The sequence below is a fragment of the Acinetobacter bouvetii DSM 14964 = CIP 107468 genome, assembly GCF_000368865.1.
Lineage (GTDB): Bacteria > Pseudomonadota > Gammaproteobacteria > Pseudomonadales > Moraxellaceae > Acinetobacter > Acinetobacter bouvetii.
The window spans coordinates 789,994-808,577 of sequence record NZ_KB849726.1 but is presented as its reverse complement, the minus strand read 5'-3'; the positions used below and the strand labels follow the sequence as shown (position 1 = coordinate 808,577).

Annotated in this window: 19 protein-coding genes; 6 read left to right on the top strand and 13 right to left on the bottom strand. The window is 44.4% G+C overall.

The window, feature by feature from the left end; genetic code table 11:
• Positions 1 to 36: 36 nt before the first annotated feature.
• The 8 genes from F941_RS06685 to F941_RS06650 form a co-directional block, all read right to left on the bottom strand.
• Complete coding sequence (locus F941_RS06685; protein WP_005009228.1) at positions 37 to 876, bottom strand: SDR family NAD(P)-dependent oxidoreductase; 840 nt, start codon at positions 874 to 876, stop codon at positions 37 to 39.
• A 204-nt stretch (positions 877 to 1,080) separates the two neighbouring features.
• Positions 1,081 to 1,503 carry a DedA family protein gene (locus tag F941_RS06680; RefSeq protein WP_005009225.1) on the bottom strand — a complete coding sequence of 141 codons (423 nt, stop codon included), beginning with the start codon at positions 1,501 to 1,503 and terminating at the stop codon, positions 1,081 to 1,083.
• A 444-nt stretch (positions 1,504 to 1,947) separates the two neighbouring features.
• Complete coding sequence (locus F941_RS06675; protein ID WP_228128339.1) at positions 1,948 to 2,382, bottom strand: SRPBCC family protein; 435 nt, start codon at positions 2,380 to 2,382, stop codon at positions 1,948 to 1,950.
• Between the two features lie 150 nt (positions 2,383 to 2,532).
• Positions 2,533 to 2,973, bottom strand: coding sequence for a 2-amino-4-hydroxy-6-hydroxymethyldihydropteridine diphosphokinase (locus F941_RS06670; RefSeq protein WP_005009221.1), 441 nt, complete (start codon positions 2,971 to 2,973; stop codon positions 2,533 to 2,535).
• A complete protein-coding gene (gene folB / locus F941_RS06665) occupies positions 2,930 to 3,310 on the bottom strand; it encodes a dihydroneopterin aldolase (RefSeq protein ID WP_005009220.1) in 381 nt (126 codons plus the stop codon). The genes F941_RS06670 and folB overlap by 44 nt, the downstream gene beginning before the upstream one ends.
• 174 nt (positions 3,311 to 3,484) lie before the next feature.
• A complete protein-coding gene (locus tag F941_RS06660) occupies positions 3,485 to 4,783 on the bottom strand; it encodes an ABC1 kinase family protein (protein WP_005009217.1) in 1,299 nt (432 codons plus the stop codon).
• 58 nt (positions 4,784 to 4,841) lie between these two features.
• Complete coding sequence (locus tag F941_RS06655) at positions 4,842 to 5,570, bottom strand: HesA/MoeB/ThiF family protein (RefSeq protein ID WP_051065826.1); 729 nt, start codon at positions 5,568 to 5,570, stop codon at positions 4,842 to 4,844.
• 83 nt (positions 5,571 to 5,653) lie between these two features.
• Positions 5,654 to 6,259, bottom strand: coding sequence for a TetR/AcrR family transcriptional regulator (locus F941_RS06650; protein WP_005009213.1), 606 nt, complete (start codon positions 6,257 to 6,259; stop codon positions 5,654 to 5,656).
• A gap of 70 nt (positions 6,260 to 6,329) precedes the next feature.
• On the opposite strand from F941_RS06650, the gene F941_RS06645 reads away from it, so the two are divergent.
• A complete protein-coding gene (locus F941_RS06645; protein ID WP_228128340.1) occupies positions 6,330 to 7,529 on the top strand; it encodes a multidrug effflux MFS transporter in 1,200 nt (399 codons plus the stop codon).
• 89 nt (positions 7,530 to 7,618) lie between these two features.
• Here the strand turns inward: F941_RS06645 and F941_RS06640 are convergent, their stop codons facing one another.
• The 3 genes from F941_RS06640 to F941_RS06630 form a co-directional block, all read right to left on the bottom strand.
• On the bottom strand, positions 7,619 to 9,274 hold the full coding sequence (locus tag F941_RS06640; protein WP_005009210.1) for an AMP-binding protein: 1,656 nt from the start codon (positions 9,272 to 9,274) through the stop codon (positions 7,619 to 7,621).
• Positions 9,275 to 9,518: 244 nt separating this feature from the next.
• Positions 9,519 to 10,655 (bottom strand): acyl-CoA dehydrogenase family protein, encoded by a 1,137-nt coding sequence (locus tag F941_RS06635; RefSeq protein WP_005009209.1) that lies wholly within the window; start codon positions 10,653 to 10,655, stop codon positions 9,519 to 9,521.
• Between the two features lie 208 nt (positions 10,656 to 10,863).
• Positions 10,864 to 11,634 (bottom strand): 3-hydroxyacyl-CoA dehydrogenase, encoded by a 771-nt coding sequence (locus F941_RS06630; protein WP_005009206.1) that lies wholly within the window; start codon positions 11,632 to 11,634, stop codon positions 10,864 to 10,866.
• 154 nt (positions 11,635 to 11,788) lie between these two features.
• Between F941_RS06630 and F941_RS06625 the strand changes: the two genes are divergently transcribed.
• From F941_RS06625 to F941_RS06610, 4 genes are all read left to right on the top strand, one after another.
• A complete protein-coding gene (locus tag F941_RS06625) occupies positions 11,789 to 12,820 on the top strand; it encodes an AraC family transcriptional regulator (RefSeq protein WP_005009204.1) in 1,032 nt (343 codons plus the stop codon).
• Between the two features lie 225 nt (positions 12,821 to 13,045).
• Positions 13,046 to 13,399 (top strand): hypothetical protein, encoded by a 354-nt coding sequence (locus tag F941_RS06620; RefSeq protein WP_005009202.1) that lies wholly within the window; start codon positions 13,046 to 13,048, stop codon positions 13,397 to 13,399.
• Positions 13,400 to 13,716: 317 nt separating this feature from the next.
• Positions 13,717 to 14,676: an aliphatic sulfonate ABC transporter substrate-binding protein gene (locus F941_RS06615; protein WP_026253411.1), complete on the top strand. Its 960-nt coding sequence runs from the start codon at positions 13,717 to 13,719 to the stop codon at positions 14,674 to 14,676.
• A gap of 15 nt (positions 14,677 to 14,691) precedes the next feature.
• Positions 14,692 to 15,525: an ABC transporter permease gene (locus tag F941_RS06610; RefSeq protein WP_005009198.1), complete on the top strand. Its 834-nt coding sequence runs from the start codon at positions 14,692 to 14,694 to the stop codon at positions 15,523 to 15,525.
• A gap of 59 nt (positions 15,526 to 15,584) precedes the next feature.
• Here F941_RS06610 and prmC read toward each other — a convergent pair whose 3' ends face one another.
• Positions 15,585 to 16,403, bottom strand: a complete 819-nt coding sequence (prmC, locus tag F941_RS06605) for a peptide chain release factor N(5)-glutamine methyltransferase (RefSeq protein WP_005009194.1) — start codon at positions 16,401 to 16,403, stop codon at positions 15,585 to 15,587.
• On the bottom strand, positions 16,404 to 17,492 hold the full coding sequence (gene prfA, locus F941_RS06600; protein ID WP_005009193.1) for a peptide chain release factor 1: 1,089 nt from the start codon (positions 17,490 to 17,492) through the stop codon (positions 16,404 to 16,406).
• A gap of 451 nt (positions 17,493 to 17,943) precedes the next feature.
• Here prfA and F941_RS06595 point away from each other — a divergent pair, with 451 nt between their 5' ends.
• Positions 17,944 to 18,363, top strand: coding sequence for a glycine zipper domain-containing protein (locus F941_RS06595; RefSeq protein WP_005009185.1), 420 nt, complete (start codon positions 17,944 to 17,946; stop codon positions 18,361 to 18,363).
• The last annotated feature ends 221 nt before the right edge of the window (positions 18,364 to 18,584 follow it).

The window sequence follows — 18,584 nt, the reverse complement described above, 5'->3', positions numbered from 1 at the left end:
GCTAAATGCGGGCTTTTTTTGACAAGAACATGCGTATTATTTCTTCTTGGCTTTTCTTTTGGTAAAAAAATTCAGCGCCTGCGCATAATGCGATGGCGCAACACGCTGCACCAAGTCTAAAAGCTTTGCATCATTGCCTATCAGCACACGCGCCTTATTGTCTTTTACGGCATCTAGAATAACTTTGGCTGCCTGTTCCGGCGGTGTTTTTAAGACTTTGTTGAATGAACGGCTGGCTCGTTCTGGGTTCATACCTAAGGCACGAATACTGTCACTCATGCGCGCTGCATTAGCAATATTGGTGCGGATGCCGCCTGGATGTACTGATGTTGCGCTAACACCGCAATTTTCCATATCCAGTTCTTGACGCAAAGCTTCGGTAAATCCGCGCACTGCAAATTTCGTTGCGTTATATGCGCTTTGCGTCGGCTGTGCAGTCAGACCGAATAAACTCGATGTATTGATAATATGGCCTTCACCGCTTTGCTTTAAATACGGCAAAAAGGCTTTGGTCCCATAAACCACACCCCAGAAATTGATATTAAAAATCCATTCCAGCTCATCATAGCTCATGCCTTCAACTGTACTGGCTAAAGCCACGCCTGCATTATTGAAAATAAGGTTCAGCTGGCCAAATTCATTAAAGCTGCTTTCCGCCCATGCATATACAGCTTCGCGGTCAGCAACATCCAATTTTGTTAAAGTCACTTTAACTGGATAATCTTTCAGTAAGTTCAGCGTTTCCAGCAAGCCCTGCTCATTCATATCGCTCAAAGCCAAATGAGCGCCCTGCTGCGCCAGCTGCAAGGCTAGCTGACGCCCAATGCCTGAACCGGCACCCGTAATAGCAGCAACTTTTTCTTTAAAATTTTTCATTAATAGATTCTCTGAGTTACAGCTGAGCAATGCGCTGTGTAAATAATCTTGAATATCCGCACTAAGATTACAAAAGAAAAATATATGAATGAAATGATATTTAATAATGCTTTACTATGCATATTATTCATAGCGCAAACATTTAGGCTGCCTGCCTGCCAGCCTTCATACTGTTATGACAGCATTGCAGAGCTGATCCACCTTTTAGGCGCGCAGTTTTTTAACCGCCGTATAAACGATTCTGCCAAATGCAATACAGGCAACAACAGCAATCACTGTATAAATATCATCGTCATAAGACAGTATTTTTGCCCAAAAGATATGCAGCCCATGCGTAACTTTCAGACCCACCGTGACGACAGCCCAAGCCCAAATAAAACAGGCCAAAACATTAATGAATATATATTTCCAAATTGGATAAGCTTTAATGCCAACAGCAATTGGAAGTACCGTTCTTAAGCCCCAAGCAAAACGCATCAGTAAAATCGTTAAAACTGGAAAGCGTTCAATAAATTGACTGGCTTTATCAAACTTTTTTGCAAGCTCAGGCTTGCTTTGTATAACTTTCTGCCCATAACGGCGGCCAACTTGATAATAAAATTGATCCCCAATAAAACCGCCCAGCATTGCTGCAGCAATTAAGAGCCAAAAAATTTAAAAGATGTTGATGAACCGCATATGCGCCCAGCATCAGCACGGTTTCGCCTTCAAACAAGCTGCCCGCAAATACTGCGAAATACCCATAATGCTGAATAAGATCCGTCCAGTTCATACGATCTTTTACTTCTTTTTGGCTGAAGGCTTATCATAGCATTCAGACTGGGATATCAACTGAAATACGCAAAATGATGCATTTTCCAACTCAAACGCCCTGTGATGAATGATTCTTTTGGCATCGTACAGTCCACAACGCAGCAGAGGTCGAAAAACATCAAGATGATCTAAAAAATTGTGCGCAGAAGGCCAAAAGCGGCGATGAAAACTTTGATTCAATTGATATAAATTATTAATTTTTTAAATGCGATGAAAGCAATCATCCCGTCAATTTAAATTCATTGATTGATCCCTCGATCAAGCATTAGAAAGCTTTCTCTTGAGATTATCCAAGGCAATCACTGAGGTTTTCTTCATATTTTTGACTAGAAAATACGACATAACACGCAAATGACCTTCCACCTTAAAACTTAAGGTTCTTTTAAATAACACACGATTTTCTGAAATTTGTTCAAAATCATATTGTATCCGCAATGCACCATTATTGGTTTTCCCCTCAACAATCCATTGCGTATCAGGCTGACTCACTAAAACAGTATAGGACGTTTCCCGATTAAAAATAACAGGCAAAGGGTCAAGCGGCTTAAGCCGAATCATTTCCTGAAAAGTATCAGCCACTTTAAGCCCATTTGAACTTTCTGTTGCAGAAATAGAGTTGGGATGCCATTCATGCCATAGCCAAGGCTGTGTCACATAATTGAACAGCGCTTGCGCGCTGCACTGTATTTCCATTTTATTTTCAATAATATACATTTGATTTATCTGGTCTTATTCTTATTTTAAGATAATTAAACTGTCTCGACGTTTCAAGTGATATTTCAAAACGATGTTTCAAAAGACTGTGCTGGCAACAATATTGCCCAACACTCCTATTTTAAATTTTTACAATCCGTCTGCCTGCACCACAGGAAATGTATCATGCTGATGTTCGAACAGTTCATTCTCCCAAATGTCATACATTGGAATTTTCACATCCAAAGCCAAGGGCATTTTTTTAGGATTAAACTGCATGTGCGTTAAATCATCGCCCCATGCAATCAGGTCTACATCCAGCGAAATATTATGCGATGGACGAATTCGGCCAGAATCCGCTTCCATCTGTTTCAAATAGGCCGTTACTTCAAAAGCCGTTAAATGACTGCGTACCAGACACGCGGCATTCCAGTATTCGGCACCAATACCGTCACGGCATGGAATCAGATAAATTTTTGAAAATTTAAAATCACCTAATTCAGAGATTTGCGCAATTGCACGTTGAAAATGTTGTTTCGGATTACAATTACTCGCCAGCGCTAGGGCGAAAATCGTTTCGGTGACGTTCAAGACGAATTCCTACAGAATTTGCTTGCGGGATAATGGCAGGCTTACGGATGGTAATCATAATAGATTCCACCACAGGATAGGTAGTAAAAAGTGCATTTAACACCAGCTTTGCCGCATGTTCGATCAATTTTGGCTGCGCATCCTGAATGACTTTGGCTGAAATTTCACAAATTTCTGCATAGTTCAGCGTATCTTCCAGCTCATCTGAATTCGACGCCTGTTCCAGACTGGTGCTAATGGTGATATCCAGCATTAAAGGCTGAATAATTTGACGCTCCCAATTGAAACAGCCGACCACTGTATCAACCTTTAAGCCTTCAATAATAATTGCGTCCATGTGCTTGCTCAGAAATAGAAGATTTATAAATAACCTCCCTACATCCCTCTTTTAAAAGAGGGACTCGCCATCGTTATCGATTTCAAAACGGCAAAATGCCTTCCTGAGCAAGTTTTAAAGCATTGCTTTAAAAAAGTGCAAGAAAGGCAAGCTGGGAGGGATTATTATGCTGAATTAATGCTTCAACAGCACATTAGGATCGATTGTTTGCACCATTTGCAAACGCTGATCTGCATAAATATCGGTATACGGCGCAAGAATACGCATGAAACGGTCAAAATACAGCATTTGCTTAAACAGCAAGGCAAAGTCACGCGGGAAACGGATGCCGTGGCGTTCGCCTACCCCGACCATATCCATCATAATGTCATTTAAATCGGCAGGATTAGAGCTTAATAATTCTTGCGGGTCTGCCAGCAATACGCCGCTGAACAACCGCTCCAAATCATCCGCCAGCACTTTGGTATCAATTTTCTTATCGGTCATGCCCATTTTCAGCATGTTTTCCGCCATCAAGGCATAATCCGTTTTTTGCAGGGCATCCATAAAGGCAATGCAAGCGGTCCACACTTCTGGCTTCAACTGACCCACAATACCGAAGTCAATAAAACCAATACGGCCATCTTCCAACAGCATCAGATTGCCGGCATGCAAATCTGCATGGAAGCTTTCACACATCATCAAACTGCCAAACCATGTATTCATGGCCGTCACTAAAACTTGTGATGGATCTTTTGATACTTTTTTCACAACCTCAAAGTCAGTCAATGGCACGCCATAAAAGCGTTCCATGGTTAACACGCGGCGGGTAGAAAACTGATGATAAACTTTCGGCGCAGCCGCGGCTTTGTTATTGGTAATATTCAGATAATTGACAAAATCATCAATATTTTGCGCTTCTTCAATGAAGTCGACTTCACGCACCATACGGGTTTTAATTTCTTCGACAATATCGGCCAATGACGCAAATTTAACTTTGGGTACGGCTTTTTCTAAAATTTTTGCAGCCCAATGCAGCACATTTAAATCTGTGTAGAGAATGGTTTCTACACCCGGCTTTTGCACTTTAAGCACGACACTTTCACCAGTAACCAGTTTTGCTGCATGCACTTGCGCAATGGAAGCAGACGCTAAAGGTATTTCATCAATTGAGGCAAAAATTTGCGATAAATCACGGCCTGCAAATTCTGACGCCAACACTTGCTGTACATAGCTGAAAGGCAAACTTGGCGTTTGGTCCAGGCAGCCCTGAAATTCTTCAACGTATTCACGCGGAAATAATGACGGCGTGCTGGCAATAAACTGCCCCAATTTAATGTAGGTTGAACCCAGCGACTCAAATGTCTCGCGCATGAGTTTTGCATTGCTTGGTTTTTCTGTTGCGTATTTAATGCCGGCTTTTGCCGCCACGACCGCCGTTTCACCCATACGGGCCACCGAGCGGAATCCATCAAGCCAAATATTGTTTTTCATAATGTCTGAGGAAAAATAAATTGTAGTGAGTGTAGCAAAATTTCAATCTTTTGCAGGACTATCTTGCCTGACAAATTGGACAATTTTCATCATGCAGAAAGCCTAAAACACGCTGTTTCATGCTGAGTCCATCCCAAAGCAGCAGTTTCTGCTTTAATGGCGCAGCATTCAAGCCTAAAAACAGCAAGGCATGATGCGCCTGCAAACTGGCCATTACATTTGGCGTGGTGGCCAAAACCCCAGAATCGGCACAGCGCAGGCTTTCATTGGCCTGCTGCTCTTTCGGAAAGAGGCATTCATAACAGGCCGAGTCACTTTCCACCATAAACAATTGGCCTTGAAAACCAATGGCCGATGCACTGATTAAAGGCGCATTCAGCTGTTTGCAAATAGCATTGACCAAATAGCGTGTGGCAAAATTATCACAGCCATCTAGCACCAAATCTTGCGGGGAAATCAGTGATTCCGCATTGGATGCATCCAGTTTAGAAACCACACTGTTTACTTGAATATAGGGATTAATGCTGGCTAGGCGTTTGGCTAAAACCTCGGCTTTATAAAAGCCTAAATCAGCTTCAGTAAATGCCATTTGCCGCTGCAGATTGCTGATTTCAATCGTATCAGCATCGATCAGGGTAATTTTACCCACGCCTGCACGCGCCAAAAGTTCGGCAGATGCGCAGCCAATACCCCCACAGCCGACAATGAGCACATTCGAAAGTTTAAGTTTTTCCTGCGCTTCAATATCCCAGCCATCCAATAAAATTTGACGGCTATAAAGATGCATTTCAGATTCGCTAAGTTCTAAATCCAAATCTGTGGGCTGATTCACTGTTTCTATATCCGTGTAAATAAGTGTTGCGTCGATGTTCAGGCTATTATCAGCATTGCATCGACAGTCGTGTCAATGGTTTGATGTATTTCAGCCAAATCCGCCACCTTATCGATCAATAATGCATCAAGAAATGGTTTTGCAATGGATGCACCAAACAGCATGTCCGCCAAAATCTCTGCCGTTAATGCTAAACGCCGTTCTGCAGGCGCAATCTGCTCAATGGCTGCAATTAAATGATTGCGGCTAGACGCGATGCCCATCTCATAAAATGTATTTGAGATGCCGTCCATATCTGCATGCTCCGCAATAGATAAACGGCATAATTTAATATGGCGCTCTGAAAGCACATGCTCAGCAATGGTTTTTAAATGCTGTTTTAATACCGCCGCGCAATTGAGCTGATGGTCAGGAAATGCTTCCTCTGGCCAGATATAAGAGGATTCGACCAAGGATTTGAGCAATGCGCGTTTATCAGAAAAATATGCATATAAGGTTTTTTTCGACATGCCTGTTTCCGTGGCAATTTGAGCCATCGTGACATTTTCAAACCCATAATTTCCAAACAGTTTCTCTGCAGCCAAGAAAATTTCTTTACGGCGCTGCGCCACGGTCATTGCCAAAGGTCTGCCCAGTTTAGCCATGTCTTCTTCCTTGACTTAGGAAACTAATAGGTTTCATAATACGCGCCGTTTTACCAAATTCAGATTTATTATGACAGCATCACCAAACCGTGCAATGCCTCTGCTCATTGCATTGCTGGCAACCCTTGGCCCTATCGGCATTGATATGTATCTGCCCAGCATTCCAGCAATGGCAGCAGCAATGGGCAGCAGCGAAGGCGCAATTCAGCTCAGCTTAATGACTTTCTTTGTGGGGTTGATGCTGGGACAATTGGTCTATGGCCCGCTTTCAGATAAATTTGGACGCAAACCGCTTATCTACACAGGGCTCAGTATTTTTATACTCGGTTCGATTGGCTGCGCCTTGGCAGCAACGGCGACGCAACTGCAAACGATCCGCTTTGTACAGGGCTTAGGCGGTTCGATTGGCATAGTCATCGCTTTCGCCATCATTAAAGATCAATATGAAGGCCCTGCGATGGGTAAAATGATGTCGATGGTTTTAGCTATTTTGGGCTTATCGCCCGTGGCCGCGCCCTTAATTGGCGATGGCTTGCAGGCTTTAGGCTCTTGGCGCAATATTTTCATCTTTCTTACTGTGTACGGCGCAATCGTACTGAGCGCTGCTGCTGTATTGTTGCCGGAAACACGCAATACCGAACAGCGTAAACAATTTCAGCTTTCACAGACCTTTAAGCTGTATGGCCAAATTATCACTGACCGTAAATTCATTATTTATGCATTCGCCCTCTGTATTGCTCAAGCGGGGTTCTTTGCCTACATTGCCGGTTCTGCCAGCGTCTTTATTTCTGAATATCAGCTCACATCAACTCAATTCAGCCTGCTGTTTGCCTTAAATGCGTTTGGATTAATTGCTGCTGCAATTTTAAATCCGAAAGTGCATGAAAGAATGGGCCTGCTGCAGGCCTATAAATGCATGAACCTTGGCTTTTTTATTGTGATTGCTGTGCTTTTTGCCTGCTTAGCATGCGGCATAGACAGCTTAATTATTTTCTGTATTGCCTTATTTATTGCTGTGGCTTTACTGGGTTTTATTATGCCGACAGGAACTCAATTGGCGTTAATGTTCCAGCACAAAAATACAGGAACCGCTTCAGCCTTATTGGGCTCTCTGCAATTTGGCTTTGGTGCAATCGTCGTAGCCATAACAGGGGCTTTTTCTTCTGCAGGCGGTTTTGGCTTGGTCAGTATCATTGCTGTTTGTGCGCTGATTGCTGCTTTAGCTTGCCTGATATTATTGCCAAAACAGTTACCGATGGCCAGCCGCTAAATATTCATTAGTGAAACCCAAATAAAAAGGCGGTCTCATGACCGCCTTTTTATTTGAATGCATTTAAGATAAAGCCATTTTAAAATCAACTAGCCTACTTTATGCAGATTTTCCGCCTTGGCAATTTCCTGCTGTTTCAGCAAATTGCGCTGAATTTTTCCGCTGGAGGTTTTCGGCAGATTTGCCACAAACTCAATTTCTTTTGGATAGGCATGTTTCGATAGGCGTGAACGCACATAGTCCTGTAATTTCTGCATCAGTTCCGGCGTAGCTGGATATTGTGCTTTAAGCACCACAAAAGCTTTTACAAGCTCTGTGCGTTCTGGATCTGGCTTGCCCACTACAGCAGACTCCAAAACCTCCGCGCATTCCAATAATGTGCTTTCCACATCAAAAGGGCCCACACGATAGCCTGACGTTGTAATGACATCGTCAGCACGCCCAATAAAATCTATGCCCATTTGCTCATTTAAACACACGGTATCGCCCGTTAAATAATAGTGCCCCACAAACGATTTACGGTTATTGCCGCCATAGCCATTAAACCAAAATAATGGCGATTGCGAACAATCTATGGCCAAAGTACCTATGCTGCCCGCCTCCACTTCCTGATGCTCTTTATTCAACACCGCAAAACGATGCCCCGGGATTGCGTAGCCCGCCGAACCGACTTTTTTATAGTGATCCAGCGCATGATGATTGGCGATGACCATGCCTAATTCTGTCTGCCCATATTGGTCATAAATATTCACATTTAAGTCATGATTAAACCAGTGAATCACTTCAGGCGTTAACGGCTCGCCTGCACTGCTTACCACACGCAAATGATTTTTAATCGACGGGTCAAACTTTTCTTTAAAGCCAAAAAACATGCGGAATGCTGTTGGTGAACCCGTCAAATTGCTGACTTTATATTTTTGAATAATCTGTAAAGCGTTATCAACGCTAAACGCACGCTCATCCATGATAATGCTATGGCCTAAACTTAATGGGCCAGTGATGCCGTAATACAGGCCATAGGCCCAGCCGGGATCCGCCAAATTCCAGAACGAATCCTCATCACGCAAATCAACCGCATGGGTCATATAGCCCTTAAAGGCTAAGACCGCTTTTAAAGGCACCGGCACCGATTTTGCCAGCCCAGTGGTTCCCGAGGTAAACATCATCAGGAAATTATCGTCAAAGCTCAGCATTTCAGGTTCACAAACCGCAGACTGTGATGCAAGCACCTGCCAAAAGCCTGCATCTGATGGTGATCCTTCATCTGTGCTTAAATGAGGCTGCACCGTTAAAATATGCGGCACTTTTACGCTGTTTAACTTTGGACGCTGTTCTGCATTGGTCACGATCAACTGGGTCTGTGCCGTGTCTATGCGGTGTTCAATGGCTTTCGACTCAAAAGCGGTAAATAGCGGCTGATAAATTGCGCCTATCCGCCATGTCGCCAATACAGTAATCAGCAGTTCTGGCGTTCTGGGCAAAAGGCCAGCGATGCAGTCGCCTTTTTTTAGGCCCAAACTTTTAAAATAGTTCGCCAGTTTGCCAGATGCCTCATCCAGCTGTTCAAATGTCCATTCAGCAGATTCGCCATGTTTGCCTTCCCAAATCAGCGCGGTCTTTTGCTGTCCGACATAACGCTGGCAGCATTCCACATAGGCATTCATACGCTGCGCTGAACCTGCCAATTGCACCGTCATCAGCTTTTCAAAATCAAAATCCAGATAGGCCTGTTCCAATGTTTTCATTTTTAAAAACCTCTTATTCGATAGACAAAATGGCAAGGCATCCGCGCTTAGCGCATTCATCATTGTTTTATTTCTGCTGTGGCCTTTACTCAGCCCCAGCTGTACATCCAGTACTAAGATTTGCGCCGATCACTCAGTGCTTTTTTTAAATATAAGATAAGCAAAACATGTTCAGATGCCGCCTGCAATTTCCATAACCGTCAAATGCATTGCAGGCTTTGGGCATCTACTAAAGTCTGATCAATCAGGCTTTAGCCACTTCACGAGCAATCACCAGACGCTGAATATCCGATGCGCCTTCATAAATTTGGCTGACGCGCACATCCCGGTAAATCCGCTCAACGGGAAAGTCTGAAACATAGCCATAGCCGCCATGAGTCTGAATCGCATCAGAGCACACCCGCTCGGCCATGGTCGATGCAAAAAGCTTAGCCATAGAGGCTTCTTTTAAACACGGTAAATGGGCGTCTTTTAATGCCGCAGCGTGCAAAATAAGCTGACGCGCCGCTTCAATTTGCGTGGCCATATCGGCCAAACGAAATGCTACCGCCTGATGCTGCAAAATTTCTACACCGAAGGCTTTGCGCTCATGGGCATATTCCACGGCCGCATCCAGGGCTGCACGCGCCATGCCGACACATTGCGCGGCAATGCCAATCCGCCCAGACTCTAAATTCGATAAGGCAATTTTATAGCCATCACCTTCTTGGCCCAGCAAATGATCCGCTGGAATGCGGCAGTCATCAAAAATGATCGTCGCGGTATCGGAACAATGCTGCCCCATCTTTTCTTCTACACGCGACACAATATATCCCGCAGCATTGGTTGGCACCAAGAAGCAGGAAATGCCCTTTTTGCCTGCAGCTTTATCGGTGACAGCAAATACAATGGCGATGTCTGCATATTTGCCTGTGGTAATAAACTGCTTTGTACCATTAATGACCCACTCATCACCCTCGCGTACCGCCTGACATTCCAGGGCACTGGCATCCGATCCTGCCTGCGGCTCAGTTAGGCAGAAACAGCCCAACATTTCACCTGTCGCCAACTTGGTTAGATATTTTTTCTTTTGCTCTTCTGTGCCATAACGCTGAGTAATGCCGCAAGGCAGTGAATTCTGTACGCTCACAATTGTTGAAATTGCGCCATCACCGGCTGCAATTTCTTCTATGGCCAAAACCAGTGAGACATAGTCCATGCCAGCACCGCTCCATTCCTCAGAAACGGTCATACCCAGCGCACCCAGTGCACCCAGCTCTTTTAACTCTTCAGCAGGAAAGCGCGCTGTTTTATCCCTTTCCGCTGCCGTCGGCTTCAGCTTGCTTTGAGAAAAATCCCGCATCATGTCCTGAACCATTTTCTGCGCTTCATTTAAAATCATGCATACATCCTTTTAAAATTCATTTATTTTCAATATTTGATACGCGGACGGTGGCAGGGATGCCACCCGCTGGACTGAGATACATGGAAGTATCATCAGGCCAGCAAAGGGATTTTTGTTCCTTTTGATCCTTCAAAAGGAAGGAGGAATTATCAACGTTATTAATGATGAAACTGTTTAAATAAGTTGAATAAAGTCTGCATCTAGATCACTTAGGCTGCATCCGAATAGCGCCATCCAAACGAATCACCTCACCATTCAAATAGCCATTTTCAAAAATATGCCCCACCAAATGCGCAAATTCCTCAGGTTTAGCCAAACGCGGCGGAAACGGCACCATTTGCCCCAAGGCATCCTGTACATGCTGCGGCAGGCCTTTCAGCATCGGTGTTTCCATAATGCCCGGCGCAATAGTCATGACCCGAATCGCCTCACGCGCCAATTCACGGGCTAGCGGCAAAGTCATGGCAGCCACAGCACCTTTTGACGCTGCATAAGCAGCCTGCCCAATTTGACCGTCAAAAGCAGCCACCGAAGCGGTATTCACAATTGCGCCACGCTCTTCTTCGCCCGCCTGCAGTTCATATTTTGCAATTAAGCGCGCCCCAAAGCGAATCATGTTAAATGTGCCAACGACATTGATATTAAGGACTTTCTGGAACATGGCTAAATCATGCAAGCCGTCACGGCCCAATACTTTTGCAGAAGGCGCAATGCCGGCACAGTTCACCAAACCATTCAGTTGGCCATATTTATTTTCAACGTGCTGGAAAAAGGCTTCTGCATCAGCTTCACTGGTCACATCCAGCAGCTGAAATTCTGCGTGTTCACCTAAACGGCGCTGCAAGGCTTCACCCAGCTCTTGGTTCATGTCAGCCATAATGACTTTAGCGCCTTGCCCCACTAAATAGGTGGCTGTAGCGGCACCTAGCCCAGATGCGCCGCCAGTCACCACGAACACCTTTCCTTGAATTTTCATTTTATTTTTCCTTGAAATCTCTTTTAAATAATCTGTATTTTGAAATTCGACTTAAGACACAGAGTAAACATAGAATAAATTCAGTACAATTTCCAAAGACTGCATTTACCGTGATGTATTTGAACAATAGAAAAATGAAACCAAGAATACATGGATGAAGAGATTGGACGGCGATTATTTTAAAGGCACGATTTCAATTCGCTTGGTTAAAGAAGCGCTGCACAATGCAGAACGCCAAGGTTATGAAATAAACGACTTACTGACTCAAGCCGGCATCGCCCCTGAATTGCTGCACACCGATAAAACCCGTGTTTCAGTTATACAATATGCGCAATTGTGGATTGTTTTGGCGGATGCCATGAATGACGAATTCTTTGGCATGGATCATCACCCCATGCGCAGAGGCAGCTATACTTTTTTATCCAAGTCGGTGTTGCAAGCTGCTGATTTAGGCAAGGCCTTGTCCCACATTCTGCAATTTCTGAATTTGGTGCTGGATGATTTCAGCAGCACGCATTTTGTGCAGGAAAATTACGCTTATATTGTTATTAAAGACAGCCGCCAGCCTAAGCGCATGTTTAGCTATGCCACCTACCTCATGCTGATTCATGGCATGATGTGCTGGCTCTGCGGTCAGCGCGTAATCTTAAACCGCATACAGCTCAAATGCGCAGCGCCTCAGGATGACAGTGACTACAGAATGCGTTTTTGTGATGATATTCAATATCATACTGATGAAAACTACATTCAGTTTGATGCTAGCTATTTAAAGATCGCCATTAAACAAGATAAAAAATCATGGCATCAGTTTATTCAGCATACGCCCTATAATTTACTGGTGCGCTTTAAAAACCCCAATGCCTTAAGCCACCAAATTCGTAAGCACTTTTCGCAGATGCCGGCTTCTGAATGGGCTGAACTGCCTGAACTGGCACAGCTGTTTAATATGTCTGAAGCCACCATGCAGCGGCGCCTCAAGCAGGAAGGCATCAATTTTCAGCAGCTGAAAAATGAAATACGGCGTGATTTGGCCATCAACTTGCTCGAGCAAACTGCGCTCAGCTTGCAAGACATCAGTGGGCAGCTGAATTTTCACGATGCCAGCGCTTTTCATCGCGCGTTTAAAAAATGGACGGGGATCAGTCCAGGCGCATATCGGCAAACTAAGAATGATAATCCGCAATAAGTCTAATATTTTTCAAGTCTGGCATTATAACAATAATTTAGCTTTACTAAATAATATCTATATTTCATGCGCTTATGAATACAACAAAAACCGACTGGACGTTCATCTGTAGAGTATTGCCTGCTCAGCCTAAATAGGTTATTTTTCCATCAATTTAAAGCGCTTTGCTTTCTTTAATTTTTATTGTATCTCCACTCCCGTTTAATCACCTTGAAGGGCTTTCCCATGCTTAAGATGATTGATGTACTCGAGCACAGCTTAGTACAAAATTTCTCCGACTCTTTGTTAAGCGATGCTGAACACAATGAGGCGCAATTTCATCAAGAACTGCGTGACATGTCAGATATCGACTTAGCCAATATCATTTCTGTTTTTTTCTTAAATGATCAAGCCGTTGACATTGCGCACGCTTTAGATATCTCTGCAGACTCTTTGCAGCAGATTCAAGCAGGCGCAAACCTGAAAGCAGAAAACTTGATTGATGCAACTGCAAAAATTGCAGCATATTGCTTAGCAGTTGAAACAGACATGCTCAACCGTGTAGAAATTGCAGACTGTCTGCAAGATTATCCAATGTAAACGTCATTTTCAGATTTAAAAAAAGCGGTCTTTAGACCGCTTTTTTATATGCCGCGCTTTTTAAAGCTTCACATTGATGTGCTGCTTTTTCATATTTATAGACTTAGCATTTTAAACGCATTCTATCTTTCAAATAATTCATAAGCATAACAATCGCCAGCACAGCAATACAAAAGAGATAAATATCAAATAATTAAATTTAAAATTTTATGTTTTTACAATTTCATCTTTGGTTATCATTTTTTCTCTTTTGCACCATCCGCTTAGCCCGCGTATTAATTGCGCATTATTTCTTTTATATGCATTTAGGGGCTCAAATGAAATCACTGACTCAAATTTCCGCACTGCTATTTTCCGCGCTTTCTGCAGGCACAGCTGTGGCAGCCATTCCGGCAGAAATCAAACTGGATTATGCCTACTACGCACCCACCAGCTTAGTGGTGAAAGACCAGAAACTTTTAGAAAAAGCCTTGCCTAAAAATGAAATTAAATGGGTATTCAGCCAAGGTTCAAACCGTTCTCTTGAATATTTAAACAGCGGCAGTGTCGACTTTGCCTCCACAGCAGGTTTGGCCGCTGTGCTCAGTAAAGCGAATGGCAGCCCAATTAAAACCGTTTATATTCAAAGCCAGCCCGAATGGACTGCGTTACTTGTCAATAAAAACTCAAATATTAAAAGCCTGAAAGATTTAAAAGGCAAAAAAATTGCAGCGACAAAAGGCACAGATCCATTCCTATTTACTTTACAAGCCTTAGAAACTGCCGGATTGACCAAACGTGATGTTCAACTGGTTCATTTACAGCATCCGGATGGTAAAACAGCGTTAGAACGCGGCCAAGTCGACGCTTGGGCTGGGTTAGATCCACTCATGGCGGCTGCTCAACTGCAGTCGGGCGCAAGACAGCTTTATCGCAATGTGAATTTCAACAGCTATAGTGTACTCAGCGTAAAAGACCAATTTGCAGCTCAAAGCCCCGAAGCTGTAACAGCTGTCATTCAAGCCTATGAACAAGCCCGAAAATGGGCCAAAGCCAACCCTGAAAAACTGGCCGCGCTCTTAGCCAAAGAAGCGAAACTACCGTTAAACGTTGCAAAGCTTCAATTAAGCCGTACCAATTTTGACCAAAATATTCCAACGGCTAAACACATTGCGGCCTTGCAAAAAGCCGGAACCATTTTGACTGAGGAAGATTTGGTCCGTCCAGGCACCAACGTCAATCAAGTTGTTAACCAGCTATTTGATGCAAAGTTTGCGCAAAAAGCAGTGAAGAAATAAGGCTTCCAGCACATAATGACTCATCCCACCGCATTTCAAAAAATTCAGGCCGAATTAGTACAGCACAGCAAGGCGCAATCCTCAGCTTTGCCAAAACTAAAAAGCCTGATCAAGGGGCTCACGCTTCCTGCCGTCTTAATCTTAGTTTGTGAATATCTGGTGCGCGCCGGTTTTATTGAACCCTATTTACTTCCAGCGCCAAGCAGTCTTTGGCTGACACTCACTGAATTAGCCACGGGTGATTTATGGCAACACATTTGGGCCAGCAGCTGGCGTGTATTTGCAGGCTTTGCCATTGGAAGCTTTCTTGCTTTAGTGTTTGCTGTGCTTGTTGGCCTGAATAAGCAAGCTGAAGATTTTTTAGAGCCGAGTTTTTCTGCCATCAAATCTATTCCCAGCCTGGCATGGATTCCGCTTCTTTTGCTTTGGCTCGGGATTGATGAAGCGTCTAAAATCACCCTCATTGCCATTGGTGCTTTTTTTCCTGTTTATACCAACACAGTGGCCGCGATTAAGGGCGTTGACCACAAACTGATAGAAGTCGCACAAGTGTATCGCCTGAAATACTGGCAACGCGTGCAGCAGATTATTTTGCCTGCAGCGGCGCCCGGTATTTTAACGGGCCTCAGGAATGGCCTCAGTTTATCCTGGATGTTTATGATTGCCGCAGAGCTGATTGCCGCGACCCAAGGCATAGGCTATTTACTCAGTGATGGCCGCGAAACTTCACGGCCCGATATTGTGATTTTAGCCATTATTTTATTGGCGGTATTGGGCAAGTTAACCGACAGTTTGATGAAAGCGCTGGAAACATGGGTACTTCGCTGGCGCGATGTCATCAAAAACTAAAGACTCAGACAAAATAAAAGCGCATTGAATGCGCTTTTATTTTGCGTCCACAGCGAGCTTTAATGCGGCCACTGCCCCAACGTTACGCGGTCATTGCCGCCATAATCCTTTACGGTACGCACCTGCTTATAGCCTGCTTGCGTAAAGATATGGCGTACTGCCTCGCCTTGATCATAGCCATGCTCAACAACAACCCAGCCATTAATAGTGAGATGCTTTTTCCCCTGCTGAATGATCTGCTCTAAATCAGCCAAGCCATGATTATCTGCAACTAAAGCGCGTTCAGGCTCTGTTGCCAAATCCTGCATATGCACATCATCTGCATCAATATAGGGCGGATTAGATACAATCACATCAAAAAAAGCGCGGTTCAAAGGCTTATACCAAGAACCGCAAACAAATTTCACATGATTTAAATCATGTCTTTCAGCATTGAACTGAGCGACTTCTAAGGTCGGTCCATAAATATCGGTCGCAGTCACAGACCATTCAGGCCGCTCACTGGCAATCGACAGCGCTACAGCGCCAGTACCTGTACCCAAATCTACAATGCGGGCATCCTCAGGCACATCCAAATGCAGGACGGTTTCGACCAGCACTTCTGTATCTGGCCGCGGCACCAGCGTATCTTTAGTCACTTTTAAATCCAAGGTCCAAAATGGCTGAGACCCCGTGACATAAGCCAAAGGCTCACCACTAGCAATGCGCGCTAAGCCGTCACGGTACTGCTGTTCCTGCTCAGCTGTCAGCGCCTGATCTTTTTTCATCACAAGATCAAAAGAATCAATTTTAGTGATGTGCTCGAGCAGCCATGCATTTTCTTGACGCTCATAGCTTTCAGGTTCACCGCGTAAGGCCAAAGCCTGTGCAATATTCATTTAGCCACCATTCTGCTGTGCAAGCATGGCAAGCTGATCAGCTTGATATTCACGGTGCAAACTGTCCAATAATTCAGTCAAATCACCTTCCATCACCGCTTCCAGCTTGTATAGCGTCAGGTTGATGCGGTGATCCGTCATCCGCCCTTGCGGATAATTATACGTCCTGATACGTTCAGAACGGTCGCCCGAACCCACTAAATCACGGCGCATTTCAGAAGTTGCGGCATCGGCAGCTGCGCGCTTGGCATTTTCTAAACGCGACACCAAAAGCGCCATGGCTTTGGCTTTGTTTTTATGCTGTGAACGCTCGTCCTGACACTCCACCACAGTTCCGGTTGGCAAGTGTGTAATACGCACCGCAGAATCTGTTTTGTTGATGTGCTGACCGCCCGCACCCGATGCGCGGTAGGTATCAATCCGCAGTTCAGATGGATTAATTTCCACACTGGTGTCTACATCTATTTCAGGCAAAATCGCAACCGTACATGCCGAAGTATGCACACGGCCCTGCGATTCTGTTGCAGGCACACGCTGCACCCGGTGCGCGCCGCTTTCAAATTTCAAACGGCCATAAACGCCTTCACCATTAATGAGGCAAATCACTTCTTTATAGCCGCCATGTTCGCCGTCATTTTCAGATAAAATTTCTAAACGCCAGCCCTGAGATTCGGCATACTTGCTGTACATGCGGAATAAATCGCCTGAGAAAATGGCGGCCTCGTCACCGCCCGTTCCGGCGCGGATTTCCAAATAAGCGGAGTTCGCGTCATTGGGGTCTTTGGGAATCATCAGAATATTTAAGTCTGCTTCTAAAGATTCAATCAAAGCTTTATTTTCTTTAATTTCTTCTTGCGCCATTTCCTTAAAATCAGGATCGGACAGCATCGCTTCAGCAGTTTCTATATCTTCTTCCGCTTGTCTGTATTTCCCCCATACTTCTGTGATTTCGCTTAAGTCACTGTGTTCGCGAGAAAGCTGACGGAAACGTTTATTGTCTGAAATCACTTCAGCATCTGCGAGCAAGGCATTTAATTCTTCGTGACGGTCAGACAGCTGATCCAACCGTAAACGCAGCGATTCTTTCATTGTTCAAAATATCTCAATACAGCCTGTTCCAAAGCTTTCACCTGAACAGATCATTCTAAAAATTGCGCTTAGTTTAACGATTCTGTGTTTTAAATGACATCTTTATTGATGCTGTATGGCCAAACTGGAGCAAACTGCAATAAATGCATCCTGCGATTGCAGTGAAACATTGCAAAATTTAAGTTTCATTTCACTTTTCAGCGCAGCAATCAGAAAAATGCGCCAATGCTTTAAAGCACCTAAAAGGCTATTTTCTGCTACTTTCTTTCACAATTTTGTGAATTTGATTGTTTTTAAATCGACTTCTTCACAATTGTTACAAAGCGAAACAATGTGGAAACTAAAGCACAGCAATTCAATCAAGACTCTCCACACTTTCAGAGAATCATCTTGTTACATTGGCCCCATCGTAGAAATGACACAGTCCGCATATATGGACATGGAGTAAAGCATGAAACTGAATGCTATTTTATTAAGTACTGCTTTGGCAGCAACTTCAATGTTTACTGTAAGCGCACATGCTGACAGTACAACTCGCGTAGCAGCTGCAAGTGCTTTAGGCAGTGTAGCAGGTACAGCTATTGGTAAAAACATGGGCGGCAATACTGGCGCAACGATCGGCGCAGCATTAGGCGGCGCGGGCGGCGCAGCAGTAGCAAGTGACCGCCGCAACCGTACAGAATCAGCAATCGGCGGCGCAATTGGCGGCGGCGCGGGCTACACAGTCGGTAAAAGCATGGGCGGCACCAACGGCGGCTATGTCGGTTCAGCGTTAGGCGCAGCGGGCGGCGCAGCTTTAGGCAACAAAATTTCTAAAGACAAGGCCAGCAGCTACAGCAAAAAACATTATAAAAAACATCGCCGTCATTGAGACCGCAACATTAAATGAGCACCTTCGGGTGCTTTTTTATGGCTGATGGACAAATACGCAGCGGCATCATATGCATGCATTCCCGTCCTCAGCATTCAAGCCGGCACAAGGTTTGCAAAATTATGAAGAAAACTCGCAGAAGATTTACACAGCCATTACCAAAGGCTTTATTTTCGCAATAATGCCCTTCACGATGTTTTCTACATTTTTGCTTACAGTTG

What these genes read in the sequence shown, in the direction of transcription:
- F941_RS06685 (WP_005009228.1), bottom strand. Translation starts at nt 876, where the DNA reads ATGAAAAATTTTAAAGAAAAAGTTGCTGCTATTACGGGTGCCGGTTCA.
- F941_RS06680 (WP_005009225.1), bottom strand. Translation starts at nt 1,503, where the DNA reads ATGCTGGGCGGTTTTATTGGGGATCAATTTTATTATCAAGTTGGCCGC.
- F941_RS06675 (WP_228128339.1), bottom strand. Translation starts at nt 2,382, where the DNA reads ATGGAAATACAGTGCAGCGCGCAAGCGCTGTTCAATTATGTGACACAG.
- folB (WP_005009220.1), bottom strand. Translation starts at nt 3,310, where the DNA reads ATGGACGCAATTATTATTGAAGGCTTAAAGGTTGATACAGTGGTCGGC.
- F941_RS06660 (WP_005009217.1), bottom strand. Translation starts at nt 4,783, where the DNA reads ATGAAAAACAATATTTGGCTTGATGGATTCCGCTCGGTGGCCCGTATG.
- F941_RS06655 (WP_051065826.1), bottom strand. Translation starts at nt 5,570, where the DNA reads ATGCATCTTTATAGCCGTCAAATTTTATTGGATGGCTGGGATATTGAA.
- F941_RS06650 (WP_005009213.1), bottom strand. Translation starts at nt 6,259, where the DNA reads ATGGCTAAACTGGGCAGACCTTTGGCAATGACCGTGGCGCAGCGCCGT.
- F941_RS06645 (WP_228128340.1), top strand. Translation starts at nt 6,330, where the DNA reads ATGACAGCATCACCAAACCGTGCAATGCCTCTGCTCATTGCATTGCTG.
- F941_RS06640 (WP_005009210.1), bottom strand. Translation starts at nt 9,274, where the DNA reads ATGAAAACATTGGAACAGGCCTATCTGGATTTTGATTTTGAAAAGCTG.
- F941_RS06635 (WP_005009209.1), bottom strand. Translation starts at nt 10,655, where the DNA reads ATGATTTTAAATGAAGCGCAGAAAATGGTTCAGGACATGATGCGGGAT.
- F941_RS06630 (WP_005009206.1), bottom strand. Translation starts at nt 11,634, where the DNA reads ATGAAAATTCAAGGAAAGGTGTTCGTGGTGACTGGCGGCGCATCTGGG.
- F941_RS06625 (WP_005009204.1), top strand. Translation starts at nt 11,789, where the DNA reads ATGAAGAGATTGGACGGCGATTATTTTAAAGGCACGATTTCAATTCGC.
- F941_RS06620 (WP_005009202.1), top strand. Translation starts at nt 13,046, where the DNA reads ATGCTTAAGATGATTGATGTACTCGAGCACAGCTTAGTACAAAATTTC.
- F941_RS06615 (WP_026253411.1), top strand. Translation starts at nt 13,717, where the DNA reads ATGAAATCACTGACTCAAATTTCCGCACTGCTATTTTCCGCGCTTTCT.
- F941_RS06610 (WP_005009198.1), top strand. Translation starts at nt 14,692, where the DNA reads ATGACTCATCCCACCGCATTTCAAAAAATTCAGGCCGAATTAGTACAG.
- prmC (WP_005009194.1), bottom strand. Translation starts at nt 16,403, where the DNA reads ATGAATATTGCACAGGCTTTGGCCTTACGCGGTGAACCTGAAAGCTAT.
- prfA (WP_005009193.1), bottom strand. Translation starts at nt 17,492, where the DNA reads ATGAAAGAATCGCTGCGTTTACGGTTGGATCAGCTGTCTGACCGTCAC.
- F941_RS06595 (WP_005009185.1), top strand. Translation starts at nt 17,944, where the DNA reads ATGAAACTGAATGCTATTTTATTAAGTACTGCTTTGGCAGCAACTTCA.